This is a genomic window from Exiguobacterium sp. TDN 0502 (assembly GCF_050846835.1).
In the GTDB taxonomy this organism is placed as follows: domain Bacteria; phylum Bacillota; class Bacilli; order Exiguobacteriales; family Exiguobacteriaceae; genus Exiguobacterium_A.
Map to the genome: position 1 here is coordinate 628,552 of NZ_JBOZGJ010000001.1, position 13,981 is coordinate 642,532.

Below are 13,981 nucleotides of genomic sequence, written 5' to 3' on the forward strand. Positions count from 1 at the left end.
ATCAGAATATACATATCCTTATATAAAAAGATTGGAAATTATTAAATCCATTTTTTTCATTATAATCTACAAAAAAAAATTTTTTTCTATGTTCATATACAAAAGGGTTATAGAATTTACAGAAATAAATAGTTATTTTATATTTTTAGAAGATTTTTAGGTTTTTTACGTCACCCCTTCACTTTTTTGTATAGGTTATTTTATTCTCAGCAGATTTTTTGTTTATTTGTCACTTCAAAAAATTAGTTTTGAGCAACTTCGCATTGCATTTGTACTCTTACAATCATTAGGTGATTCGCTTTGTTGAGCTGCATCATAAAAAACAGGAGTGCAGAATCATACGTTTAAAACGTACGTTATTCTGTACTCCTGTTTTTTTGAATTCTATACATTTTAAAGCTAGTTAATCTCTACTATATAAATCTCGCGTATAAACTTTCTCTTCCACATCACTCAACTCTGGATGCATGCGGTTCGAAAGGATGATATCTGATTCTTGTTTGAACGCTTCAATGTCACGAATGACACGTGAGTTGTAGAACGTATCTTCCGTTAAGACTGGTTCGAAGACCGTCACTTCGATTCCTTTTGCCTTGATCCGTTTCATGATACCTTGGATCGATGACGCACGGAAGTTGTCCGAATCTGTTTTCATCGTCAAACGATAAACACCGACGACTTTCGGATTTTGTTTAATGATTGTATCCGCAATGTAGTCTTTCCGTGTCCGGTTCGCTTCGACGATTGCACCAATGATGTTATTTGGCACATCCTCATAGTTTGCAAGCAACTGCTTCGTATCTTTCGGTAAGCAGTACCCACCATACCCGAATGATGGATTATTATAATGGCTGCCGATGCGGCTATCAAGACCAACACCTTCAATAATCTGTTTAGAATCCAGGCTTCTGACTTCTGCATATGTATCGAGTTCATTGAAGAAAGCGACACGCATCGCAAGGTATGTGTTCGAGAAGAGCTTGATCGCTTCTGCTTCTGTAGAGTCAGTCAATAAAACAGGAACGTCTTTCTTCACTGCCCCTTGCAGTAATAAATCAGCGAACTGTTGCGCACGCTCTGACCGTTCACCAACGACGATTCGTGATGGGTAGAGGTTGTCGTGCAACGCTTGACCCTCACGCAAGAACTCTGGTGAGAAGACGATGTTCGGCGTATCGAACTTTTCTTTTAATTCTTGTGTATAACCGACTGGTACCGTTGATTTAATGATCATCGTCGCATCTGGATTAATTGCAAGCACTGTTGCGACGACGCTCTCAACCGTACGCGTATTGAAATAGTTACGTGTTGGATCGTAATCCGTCGGCGTTGCGATGACGACGAACTCTGCTTCTTTATAAGCTTCAAAGTTGTCTGTTGTCGCGTGTAAGTTTAATTCCTTATGTTGAAGGAAGTTTTCGATTTCTGCGTCAACGATTGGTGATTTACGGTTGTTGACCATTTCGACTCGTTCTTTAATGATATCAATCGATGTGACTTCATTATGCTGTGCGAGTAATACGGCCATTGATAGACCAACGTATCCTGTTCCTGCTACTGTAATTTTCAAGTGTCTCATCCTTTTCAGTCTGTAATATTATAGTATTCTTTATACCAATCGACGAACTTCCCAAGCCCTTCTTCAATACTCGTGCTCGGTTTAAAGTCGATGTCTCGCTCTAGTTCTGAGACATCGGCATACGTACGCAAAACATCACCTGGTTGCATCTCCATGTATTGCTTATTCGCCTCCTTACCGATCTTCTCTTCTAAGACATTGATGAATTTCATTAGCTGGACCGGTTGGTTATTTCCGATATTATAGACACGATATGGAGCAAAGCTTGCACCTAATTCATCCGTGCTTTCATCCCACTGTGGGTTCGGCTCAGGAGCTCTCGGAATCAGTTTCACGATTCCCTCGACGATATCATCAATGTAAGTAAAATCGCGCTCCATCTTCCCGTGATTAAAGACTTTGATTGGATTGCCTTCGATGATGTCTTTCGTAAAGGAGAAGTATGCCATGTCCGGTCTTCCCCATGGACCATAGACGGTAAAGAAGCGTAGACCCGTCGTTGGAATACCGTATAAATGACTATACGTATGCGCCATTAATTCGTTCGATTTCTTTGTTGCTGCGTAAAGACTGACTGGGTGGTCAACATTATGATTCGTTGAGAAAGGTGCTACCTTGTTTCCTCCATACACTGAGCTAGAAGAAGCATATAGAAGATGTTTTACCGGATAGTTACGACATGCTTCTAAAATGTTTAAAAATCCTGTTAGATTTGAATCTAAGTAAGCATAAGGATTTTCAATTGAATATCGAACTCCAGCTTGTGCAGCAAGATTTATGACAATATCAGGATTGAAATTAATGAAAACATTTTCCAAATCTCTTTTGGAACAAATATCAATATTTTCAAATATAAAATTCGGATGTTCGATTAATTGATTGATTCTATCTATTTTTAACGTTTTATCATAATAATCGTTAGTAATATCTACACCTAGTACACTCACATTATCAATTTGAAGTAATTTCGAACATAGATGATGCCCTATAAATCCAGCAACTCCCGTAATTAAAATTCTCATTTTATATTTCCTCCTCCAAGATATCTATGATATCTTCATAATATTTTTGAGGAGTGAAATAACTAGAAAATTTTCTAGCTTCATCACTTAAAAATACTCTTCTCTCATCATCAAGAGATAGCTTTTCTATTTCTTTAGATAAATTTACTACAAAGTCTGTACCTCTTTTTACCACAATTGCATTATTAGAATCGATATAGTCTGAAATACCGCCTGCATCAGAAACAATTACGGGTACACCTGCAGCTTGAGCCTCTAAAACAACTCTACCGGCAGGCTCTTCCCATATCGATGGAACAACTGCGATATCAGAAATTGAATATATTTTAGGAAGTTCATTATAAGGAATGTATCCAGCAAAAACTATATCTGTAGAAATTTCTTCAGCTATCTTTTTTAGCTTATTAGAGAAGTTATCCTCACTTGTATTACCAAACCACTTGCTTCCGACGATGATCAATTTAAATTTTACGAGATTTTTTCGTTTCATTATAATTAAAGCTTCAATTAACTCTTTAATTCCTTTTTCCGGTATAATTCTACCGCTGAAAACTATGACAATTTCATTTTTAATTTCATATTTTCTTTTTAATTCCAGACTAACTTCTTTTGCGATTGATTTGCTAAATAAATCATAGTCTGTACAATTTTTATTTACATAAATATTTTTTTTAAATTTACTATCTACTTTATTTGAAATTGTATCAATTCTATTTTTTATATAAAAACTATTAGCAACTAATTTATCTGATAGTTTATATATAGTTTTGTTTTTGTAAGTTGAATCATTTAAAAAGTCATTATGAAGCTGTAATGCTACTTTTACTTTTGTCTTGTCTTTAATTGGTTTAACGAGCTCAATAGAGTTTTTAACAACGATATAGTCAAAATTTTCAGTAACAACTTTTTTAGTTAATTCACCAATAAATTCTTTGTTTACAATTAACTGTTTATTAATTTTACATAATCGAAATAGTTTGTTAAGTGCACGTCTAATTTTTATAGTATTTTTATTGATTTTAATAAATTCGAATTTCGTATATTTATATTTTTTAGATTCAAGTTCAGCTTTTTCGTCATATATACTATAGACAGTAATATTAACTTTGTTTCGCACTTCATTCTCATCTATTATTTGTTGAATACCAGTTTGAATAGCGCCTCCTTTTACAGATGGAACTGGTAGACCAGTAATAGGAAATGCAATATTTAACTTTTTCATTTAATTACCCTCTTTTTTATAGTAATTAATTATACTATTGACATATTCAATTGAGGCATCACTCGTTGAGTTTATTTTTGTCCAAATATTATTTTCCAAAGTAAAATAACTAGAAGATTTCATAATTGTATATAAACCAAAATGAGTAGCTTGAAATTCAATTAGTTCGAATCCTTCATTAGTAACTACTATATCCATAGAAATAAAAGGAACATCGAGTTTATCGAAAATATATTTTGCGTAAGATAATAATTCTTCAGAAGGATCATTAAAATTTCTTATTCCACTTCCACTTGCCTTAAAATCTCCTTTCTTAGCCTTTCTATTAAGTACAAAATACTTAGAATCAAAGATTAGAACTTTCCAATCTTCGTTGTTGCCTTCTGCAAATTCTTGAAGTACAAAACGTTTAATATTTTTACTTTCTTTAAAGTAGTCATCATTATACTTAGCAGTAATTTTAGAAATAAAATTCTTTTTTAAATAGAACAATGCTTTACTCTTTATAGTTTCTTGGCTATTTTTTTTCACAGTATTTATTAATTCCATTTTATTTTGTACTTTATAAACTCCTCTACTACTAGATCCATTGACTGTTTTTAATATAGCTGGATATTCTATATTAAGGTTATCTGATAGTACATCTTCCAATACAGAAAAATATTTGAAATCTAAGGATTTTATATTTTTTTGCTTTTTTAATAATTCTTGAAATCCTTTGTTTTCATGAGCTTTAAACATTTCATATGATGGAATCAATGTATTCTTTCTAGATAAAATGTATAATATATCATCGATGTAGGCCTTATATTCTGAATTTTCACTACTAGAATATAAGACTATTTTTTCTTTTATGTTTTCAATATCATTAATAATTTCATCGAAGTATAGAAGTTGAACTTTAAATCCTTTTGACTCCAAAACCAGTTTAATTTTTTCAATATTTAATGAACTTACATAAAATTCACCTTGTCTTACAAAACCTCTATAGTCTCTCAAAATAATTACATCTTTACTCAATTTAATATCCACCTTATGCTATTTTTTTTAATTCTAAAAATCTCTTTTTTTGTAAAATACGTGTTAAAAAATAACTTAATGATACATAAATTATAGAACCAATCGTTACACTTAATAAAACAATGATTAAATGATTGTCAATATAAATTGATTTTATTATAAAAATTCCGATGAACATGACTATTCCTGATACTATCGAAGGTACCATATCTTTTAAATATAAATTTATATTTAAATCATTCTTTGCTTTATATGTCTGATAAAGCATTATTGTTGTTTCTGCCATCAAGGTAGCTACTACAGCACCTAATGCACCGTAGATTGGTATAAGAAATATATTTAATGTTACATTTATTAGCGCTCCTGCAATAATTGATATAACGTAATTTTTATCATGATGATTTGGTAGTAAGTACTGAGTTCTAATAACATTTGCCCACGATACAATAATACCCGTTGGAGCTAGAATCATTAATAATAGACTTGTTTTTTGAAAATCATCGCCTAAAAACAAAGGTACGAAATTATTTGCAATACCAATTAATCCAAAGCACATCCCAATAGATAAAAACATAACAAAGTGCATTGAATTTCGAATGATTTCCTGAATTTTATTAATCTTTTTATTAGAAACTAAATTTGACATTCTTGGTAACATAACTGTTCCTAGAGCAGCAGATAAGCTTATCTGTATAAAATTTATTTTATCTGCATAATCAAAATATCCTAATTCTATTGTACTACTCATAGAAGAAATCATTATGCGATCTAATATTTTATACAAACTAATTGATATCACAGGAATAAACAAGATAATATTACCTTTAAAGTGAGATAATATATTTTTAAATTTAGGTTTAATCCATACAATCTCTTTTTTTAAAAATGGTATTGTAACCAGGTTACTGATTAAATAACTTGCTGACATTATATACACATACAAATCCAGATCAGCTTTTTCTTTTACAAATGCAAAAATAGCTATTGCAGAAAAAATTTTTACAAATGCGTTTCTCAATATAGTTATTTTAAATTTTTCTATACCAAAGAAAAACCAGTTAATATCAAAAAAAATTGATAACACATAAATTAATTGGATGATTAATATATTTTTATGACTTATTTCGCTTACAAAGAGATAAATTAAAAATATTGTTAACATAAGCATTGAATTGATTAATTGAAAAAAATATATTTCCCAAAAACTCTTACTAAGCTTATATTTATCATCTCTTAATTCAGCAATCATTCTATTTCCATATTTATTTATTCCTAACATCGAAAAAAGACCTACATAACTAACAATAGCAAATGTGAATGCGTAAACGCCTACCCCTGCAGCTCCGATCGTTCTAGCAATATACGGCATCGTTATTAATGGTAGCGCTAAAATAAGTATGCGGTAAAAAAAATTATATAAAAAGTTCTTTTTAATAGACATAGTATTTTACACCCTATTCTTTAATTTACCTGCAAATCTATAGTTTTTTCTCTCAATAACAATGACTGCTTAGTTCTTTTCCTTACTACTAGTGAATAACAAACTCCCATATAAAAGAAAAACTGAGGACTCAATAAATAACTTGATGAGAGCATTAATTCTATAAATGTAATACTAAATAAAATTATTAAAAGATTTTTTTCATTTTTATTACTTGAATTAAACGATTTAACTATAATAAAGAGTATAAATAAAATTATTAATAAACCACCTATTAAACCAAACTGTGCAAGTAACTCAATAAAAATATTATGTGGATAAGAAGTAGACAATTTATCAGTTACACCTCTAGTTAGATATATACCTTCAAAAATGTGTATTCTTTCTACCCCGATTCCTACCCCCGTAAATGGATGCTCCTTAAATAAATTTAAAGCAATTTCTTGTATTGAGTCTCTACCAGTACCAGACGTAACACTTCCATCGATAATTTTATATAACGTTCTACTCGAATAATTAAATTTATTAAGTACACTAATTAGCCATGATACAATTGTTAAAAAATTAAAGTATATATATAAACTAGATAAACTTAAAAATGTGATTATAATTTTATTTTTATCAGCATTAATTAAAAAATATAAAATTATATAAACTAAAATCGCTAAAAGAGGACCTCTTGAACCATGAGTTATGATCATGAACAATCCTACAAGAATATATACAATATTCACCATCTTTTTTTTATATAGAAGTAAATAGGTCGAAATAATTACTGAAGGTAAAATTGCATATGAGATGAACATATCATCTAATCTTAGTATGTTCAGATTTTTTTTATAAAAAAATATCACTAACATTATTACAGTTAAAGGAAATGGTACTTTTTCAATAAGCCTAAAAAAATGATCTGTATCGGTAATTTTTCTTCCAATATAATACCCAGGGAGTGTAGTGAGAGTAAAAATTACAATCAATCCTACCCAATTTACTAAATAGCTTGAATAAAAAATACCACTAAAAAACAAGGTGATTAAGAAAAAGAATAATATTACTAAAAAATCTTTTTCAATCTTTCTATCGATATTTATTATATATAAAAAGATTAAACCGCATAAAAAAATTGAATTAATAAAAACATCTAAATATAGAATGTTTGTTTGTTTTATAAAAAAATTCATCGGTCCTAAAAAAAACATACTAAGAATCAAAAGATTTAGTGTTTTTGTTTTTTGGTTATAGTCATTTATTTTCACTTTTTATTATCCTTTCACAAAAATGAATCAATTTTCTTTAATACATTTCTGCTATGATATTTATCAGAAGATTTATATGCACCTTTTTTTAATTCTTGTAAGAAATCTATATTATTTCTTAGAAGATCTAATTTCTCTTTAAATTCTAAGTCGTTTTTAGTTTCAAATATCAGCCCATTTTCCCCTGAATTTATTACTTCACGGTTATGATTCCAATCAGAGGCAAGTACTGGCACTCCTGAAATAAATGAATCTATTATTACACCAGGAAACCCTTCTCCCCCCCAAAAAGTAGGGAATAAAAATATATCGTACTGAGATAATTTTTCGTATGACTCCAAACTTTTTTTACTAAAATCTAATATTCCACTATATTCAGAAAATGAGTGTATGTTAATATTATTTATAAACTCATCTTTATATTCACTCTCAATTGGTCCGAAAAATTCTATAGAATATTTCAATTCGGATTTATTCAAACTTGATAAATTATCAAAAATAAAATTGATTCCTTTATCAGGGTGTATTCTTCCTAAATATACACATTTTAAAACTCCATTATTTGATGTTTTACTGTTGAAAACAGGTTTTTCAAAGAACTTAGAATTCGGTAAATGACTTACATTATTTAATCCCATATTTTTTAAATCTAATTCCATTTTATTAGTTTGTACAAATACTTGTTTTAAATTTTTGAAGTATTTGATCTCAAATTCGTTATCTTTAATTTTATCTGAAAAGCTTCCTCCAACAACTAAATAGACAATTTTTCCCTCTAATTTTAACTTTAAACTTGTTAATACTTTAATTATTTGATAGGCACTTATGCTATTAATTGAAATAATAATTTTTTTAGAAATTATACTGAAAAATATTATTTGCATTAATAATTTTACTTTCTTTTTTTTCCAATCGTTAGTATCAATAAGAATTATCTCTTCTTTTTCTGTAAAATATTTTTTAAAATGCCTATTTTTTATATTAACGCCATTTGGCTCGTCGCTATCTTTTCCCATGTTTGCTATAAATAAATTTTTTCTCATATTTATTCTCCAATACTTTTTTTATAAATAAGAGATAAAATCTTTCACTTTTGATTTATAATCTCTTATAAGTTTATTTTCGTTAAAAACTATTTTTATATCATTGTTAAAATACTCTTTAAATTCTTTGAGAATTAAATTTTTTTCTTCGACGTTTACCTCTTCTTCTAAGGATAGCATTAGTTGCCCTTTTATTCTTTGAACTACTTGATAGTTAAATTTCAAATTATGTTTTACTGCTAAATTTTTAAATATATAGTAAAATGTTAAACTCGGATACTGTTCACTATATCCATAAACAGGATTACCTATTCTTCCTGTTATTTCTTCAATAATATAATGCTTCAAACCACATTTACATTCGGTCGATTTATTGAGTACAATATTGTCTCCAAGTTTATATCTTATAATAGGAAAAGAACTAGAAAGTAAATTTGTAACTAAAATTTCCCCGTTAACTTCTTCCACAATTACATTTTCTTCTGTTATATGCATATTATTATATTTGCATTCAAATGCAATAATTCCAGCTTCAGCAGCTCCGTACTCACTTATCATTTTCTTTCCAAATGCTTTTTTTACTTCATCTTGATAATGATCATAAATTTTTTCTGAAGTTCCTTTTATCATTTTTAAATTTAAGATTTTTTGTTCTTTTTTATTCATAGATTTTGCTACTTCATAAATCATGGAAGAGTACCCTTCAACATATTGAGAAGACTTTAATTTTTTTGTGAATTTCTTAATATCTTTTTCTTTATATGAAAAAATTCTATGCCTATTCAATAAAAAGTCTAGAAACTTTATTTTAATAATTGATTTATTTGAAAAATCATAACCCCAAAAGTATCCATTTTTATTCCAAGGCTTGATATCATGCCAAGAATAACCTCTTAGTTGTGCAGCACGATGTCCTCCATCCCATTCCTTATTTCGATAAAAAATCAGTGGTTCACCCGTACTGCCTGATGTTTCAGAAAATATTAACTTATCATTAGTTTTAGTATGAATATCGGTATTGAATTTTAATAATTCAAACTTACTTAAAGTAGGTAGTTTTTTTAAATCGTCTAAACTATCTATTCTGAAATCTATATTTTTATACTTTTCTTTATAATACTCAGAATTGGAAACTGCATTATTCAAAAGCTTGTTTATTTGAGATAATTGATAAGCCTCGATTTGAGCTCTATTCCATTTCTCTGTTTTTTTTAAAAATCTATACTTTTTAATGACTTCTACATTTTTTAAACATACGCCTGTAATATAAAATATTTTATGAAAAATACTCAATTCATTTTCACCCTTATAACTTTCGTTGATTTTAAAATCCAATAGATCATGAGTAACAATGATTTAAAAAAAGATAACTTTTCGATATTTAAATATATGTACCAATGGTACTTTAGTAAAGAGAATTTATTACTTGAAATTGAATTATCTCTTATTCTATGACTAGCTAACACTTCATCTAAACCATAAAGATTTTTTACTTTTTTAATTACTTTTAACCATAAAACATAATCATTTCTTTTCTTCAAATCATATCCATATACTTTTTCTACTTTGTTTAAATCAATCATAACTGTAGAATTTCCCGGACAGTTTTTTAACAAATCTTTGTAGTCTTTTTGAAATTTTACTTTTATTACTTTATTTAAATCAGTTCCATTTTCATCTATTTTTTTATAACTAGTGCTAGAAAAGCTATACTCATTATCTAACATAAACTTAATTTGCGATTCTAATTTTTTTACTTCCCAAGTATCGTCACTGTCTAGAAATGCTAAGAATCTACCAGTACTTAATTTAATTCCAGCGTTTCTAGCTTTTGCAGCACCTTGATTAGTAACTAAATCAATTACTTTAAATCTATGATCTTTATTGATATATTCGTTTATAATTTTCAAAGTGTTATCTGTTGAAGAATCATTAATTATGATAGCTTCCCAATCTGTGTAGGTTTGTTGTAAGATTGAATCTAGTGTTTCCTCAATATAACTTTCGCAATTATAAGCAGGTATAATAATTGAAACTAGTGTGCTATTTTTCATTTATTCAACATCCATTCTTTTTATCATATGGATTAGTATAATTCCATTCATGGTCACTTAATGATTTATCATATACCAATGTTCCAAAAAGCTTTTTAAAATATATATTTTTTTTAAATACTTTAATCAAAAAATTTGATATAAATTTTATTTGAATACTGTTGGGATTCATCCTTTTAATCAATTCGTTAGTTGATACATATTCTTTATCTTGGGGAAAATAATACACTCTATCTGTTTTTTCTTTCTTTGACAATATACGTAAAAATTCACAAAGATTATTTATATGAATCATGCTTCTTTTATTTTTAATGTATGGGAATATAAAAATAAATTTGGAGTACTTTTCTAAAATATAATAGTTTCCTTTTACTTCTCCACCATAAACTAACGGAGATCTCACAATATTTATTTCAAAAGATCCGTCTCTTAAGTTTTCTAACTTCTTTTCTGCCTGAAGTTTACTATCCCCATAAAAATCGCTAGGATTAGGTAATGTATCCTTCTTTATAATCTTTTTGAATTCTTTATTACCATAAATAATGATACTACTCATAAAAATAAATTTTTTAACACCTTCATTTTTAGATTTTAATGCTACTTTTTCTGTTAAGTCTCGATTAATTGCATAGTAATTTTCTTTTTGAGATTCATTCGTTGAAAAATGTGCAATTCCTGCCAAATGAATTACGACATCATATTTTTTAAAATCAGTGTTCTGCCATTCATTTGTTTTTAAAGAAATTGTATCTACTTCAATATCAACTTCTTTACTTAATTTCTTCACCAACTCTTTACTTATATATCCATTTTTCCCTGTGATTAATATACTTTTCATTACTTACTCCTTCGTACTTGCAGCTTCTTTTGATGAAATTGTTCCAGTACCACCTTCAACTACACCATCACTTTTCAAGACACTGAAAATCGTTGCAATGAAACAACGTGTATCCATGATGATTCCCATACGCTTCACATAATCGCCATCTAACTTCGCTTTGATTTCGATTGGCAGTTCATCTCGCCCATTAATCTGTGCCCAACCTGTTAATCCTGGTAACGTATCGTTCGCACCATACTTATCCCGTTCATCAATCAAATCATATTGATTCCAAAGTGCAGGACGTGGTCCAACAAAGCTCATTTCACCTTTTAGAATATTGAATAGTTGTGGTAATTCATCGAGACTCGTCTTACGTAAGAACTTTCCGACACGCGTAATATAGACATCCGGATCAGCAAGCAAATGAGTCGGCGTATCCTGAGGTGTCTCGATATACATTGTCCGGAATTTCAAAATATTGAAATGACTCTTTTTCAGACCTACCCGTTTTTGTTTGAAAAAGACGGGTCCACGAGATTCAAATTTGATTGCCCCCATGATGAAGAGGAAGACCGGGATCAACACGACACACGCTACCAGCGCCAAGAAAAATCCTAGCGAACGTTTAAACGCCATATAACTCATTTGCTTTAGCTCCTTATGTTTATACTAATTTTTGTTCTTTCATTGCGACATCGTTGGCGATATCAAGTAACACGTTTCGTAATTGAATCGGATTCAAGTGATGATTTTCAACCATTCGCAGAATCGCTTCTACTGGTTCGACCTGCTTCGTTCGTCCTACGAAAATCTTCGGATAGATTGCTTCCGGATCGACTTCTCCATCTTTCAGCAACTCTTCATACATTTTCTCCCCTGGACGAGTACCCGAAAAGACGATTGGCATCTCATCTTCCGTAAACCCACTCAATTCAATCATATTCTTCGCAAGATCGACGATTTTTACCGGTTCTCCCATATCAAGTACAAAGACTTCTCCCCCATCCGCTAAGATACCCGCTTGGATGACAAGACGACTTGCTTCAGGAATCGTCATGAAGAAACGCGTCATTTCTGGATGCGTCACGGTGACTGGTCCACCTGCTGCGATTTGTGACTTAAAGAGTGGGATGACCGAGCCTCGGCTTCCTAAGACATTTCCGAATCGGACGACAGCAAATTTCGTTTCGCTTCGTTTTCCTAAATCCTGAACGATCATCTCGGCAATTCGCTTCGTCGAACCCATGACGTTCGTCGGGTTGACTGCCTTATCCGTCGAAATCATGACAAACCGCTCGACCTGATGTAAATGAGCAACTTCCGCAACGTTTTTGGTTCCATACACGTTGTTCTTGACTGACTCATACGGATTTGCTTCCATTAATGGTACATGTTTATGTGCCGCTGCATGGAAGACGACATCTGGTCGATGCTGCGTGAAGATATCTTCTAATCGCATCCGATCTTGTACATCTGCGATAACCGGTACTAGATTGATGGATGTCTGCAGGGCACGTAGTTCTCGTTCGATCAAATAAATGCTATTTTCTCCATGACCAAGCAAGAGAAGCGTCGTTGGATTGAACTGAATGATTTGACGACAGATTTCTGATCCAATCGATCCACCTGCTCCCGTGACAAGAACCGTTCGGCCTTCGATTTCTCCTTTTATCCCGGAGATATCCAGTTCGACAGGTTCACGTCCGAGTAAATCGGCAATCGAAACGTCCCGAATCGCGTTGACCGAGATTTTACCGGTGACGAGTTCTTCAATCATCGGCAACGTTTGAACATCCTCACAAAGAGTTTTTGCTTCCGTAATTAATTCAATCCGCCGCTGTTGCGACAACGAAGGAATTGCTAAGACGATTGCTTCAATTTTGTGCCGCTCAATGACTGCCTTTAGATCGTTCGTCGTACCCGCGACTTCGAGTCCTTGAATCATGAAATGCAGATTTTTCGGATCATCGTCTACGAATGCAACTGGCTTCAGTTCATGAAATGGTGATGCATACAGCTGTCTCACCAATGCTCGCCCTGCGCGTCCAGCACCGATGACGAGCGTCCGTTTCCGAGACTTCACCATCCTTCTTGGCAGTGCGTATTTGCGCCAGTGCTGACCGACACCGAGTAGCCTTAACGTGACACGAATTGCTCCTAGTAACAAAAGACTGATTATAAAACTCAGAATCGTGATTCGTTCCAATACTTGACCGAACATCGTCAATTGAACTATCACGAGTCCGATTGAACTAAGAGCTAGTGATAACGATAACGTCATCGCTTCCTGTATACTTGCATACTTCCAGTTGACGCGATACAACTTCATCGCAAAAGCAATGATCACGAACAGCACCGCAAAGATAGCCGCAGATTGTAACAAGGAACGGCTATCGATGGTTTGAAATAATTCCTTCGGATATAAGAAAAAATAAGTAAATCCCATTGCGATGACGAGTGCGATTGCGTCTAAACAGGCCAGTGTGATCGTTCGGATGTAATAATAGATCTTCACTACCTT

The 13,981-nt window shown here is 31.2% G+C and carries 12 protein-coding genes; all 12 read right to left on the reverse strand.

Annotation, left to right across the window (positions count from 1 at the left end; all coding sequences use genetic code 11):
* Positions 1-403: 403 nt before the first annotated feature.
* From ACRPK8_RS02995 to ACRPK8_RS03050, 12 genes are read right to left on the reverse strand one after another with little or no spacing between them, the layout of a single operon-like run.
* Entirely contained in the window at positions 404-1,570 is a 1,167-nt protein-coding gene (locus tag ACRPK8_RS02995) for a nucleotide sugar dehydrogenase (protein WP_432236852.1), read from the reverse strand.
* A 14-nt stretch (positions 1,571-1,584) separates the two neighbouring features.
* Positions 1,585-2,601 (reverse strand): NAD-dependent epimerase, encoded by a 1,017-nt coding sequence (locus tag ACRPK8_RS03000; protein ID WP_432236853.1) that lies wholly within the window; start codon positions 2,599-2,601, stop codon positions 1,585-1,587.
* Position 2,602: 1 nt separating this feature from the next.
* The gene (locus ACRPK8_RS03005) at positions 2,603-3,823 is read right to left on the reverse strand and encodes a glycosyltransferase family 4 protein (RefSeq protein ID WP_432236854.1); all 1,221 of its coding nucleotides are present in this window, start codon (positions 3,821-3,823) and stop codon (positions 2,603-2,605) included.
* Positions 3,824-4,855: a hypothetical protein gene (locus ACRPK8_RS03010; protein WP_432236855.1), complete on the reverse strand. Its 1,032-nt coding sequence runs from the start codon at positions 4,853-4,855 to the stop codon at positions 3,824-3,826.
* 1 nt (position 4,856) lies between these two features.
* The gene (locus ACRPK8_RS03015) at positions 4,857-6,284 is read right to left on the reverse strand and encodes a flippase (protein ID WP_432236856.1); all 1,428 of its coding nucleotides are present in this window, start codon (positions 6,282-6,284) and stop codon (positions 4,857-4,859) included.
* 20 nt (positions 6,285-6,304) lie between these two features.
* Positions 6,305-7,540: an O-antigen ligase family protein gene (locus tag ACRPK8_RS03020; RefSeq protein WP_432236857.1), complete on the reverse strand. Its 1,236-nt coding sequence runs from the start codon at positions 7,538-7,540 to the stop codon at positions 6,305-6,307.
* A gap of 14 nt (positions 7,541-7,554) precedes the next feature.
* Positions 7,555-8,583 carry a glycosyltransferase gene (locus ACRPK8_RS03025; RefSeq protein ID WP_432236858.1) on the reverse strand — a complete coding sequence of 343 codons (1,029 nt, stop codon included), beginning with the start codon at positions 8,581-8,583 and terminating at the stop codon, positions 7,555-7,557.
* A gap of 21 nt (positions 8,584-8,604) precedes the next feature.
* Positions 8,605-9,876, reverse strand: coding sequence for a phenylacetate--CoA ligase family protein (locus ACRPK8_RS03030; protein ID WP_432236859.1), 1,272 nt, complete (start codon positions 9,874-9,876; stop codon positions 8,605-8,607).
* Positions 9,873-10,637 carry a glycosyltransferase family 2 protein gene (locus ACRPK8_RS03035; protein ID WP_432236860.1) on the reverse strand — a complete coding sequence of 255 codons (765 nt, stop codon included), beginning with the start codon at positions 10,635-10,637 and terminating at the stop codon, positions 9,873-9,875. The genes ACRPK8_RS03030 and ACRPK8_RS03035 overlap by 4 nt, the downstream gene beginning before the upstream one ends.
* A gap of 4 nt (positions 10,638-10,641) precedes the next feature.
* Positions 10,642-11,475 carry an NAD-dependent epimerase/dehydratase family protein gene (locus ACRPK8_RS03040; protein ID WP_432236861.1) on the reverse strand — a complete coding sequence of 278 codons (834 nt, stop codon included), beginning with the start codon at positions 11,473-11,475 and terminating at the stop codon, positions 10,642-10,644.
* A gap of 3 nt (positions 11,476-11,478) precedes the next feature.
* Entirely contained in the window at positions 11,479-12,105 is a 627-nt protein-coding gene (locus ACRPK8_RS03045) for a sugar transferase (protein WP_432236862.1), read from the reverse strand.
* 19 nt (positions 12,106-12,124) lie between these two features.
* On the reverse strand, positions 12,125-13,975 hold the full coding sequence (locus ACRPK8_RS03050) for a polysaccharide biosynthesis protein (RefSeq protein WP_432236863.1): 1,851 nt from the start codon (positions 13,973-13,975) through the stop codon (positions 12,125-12,127).
* Positions 13,976-13,981: the final 6 nt, after the last annotated feature.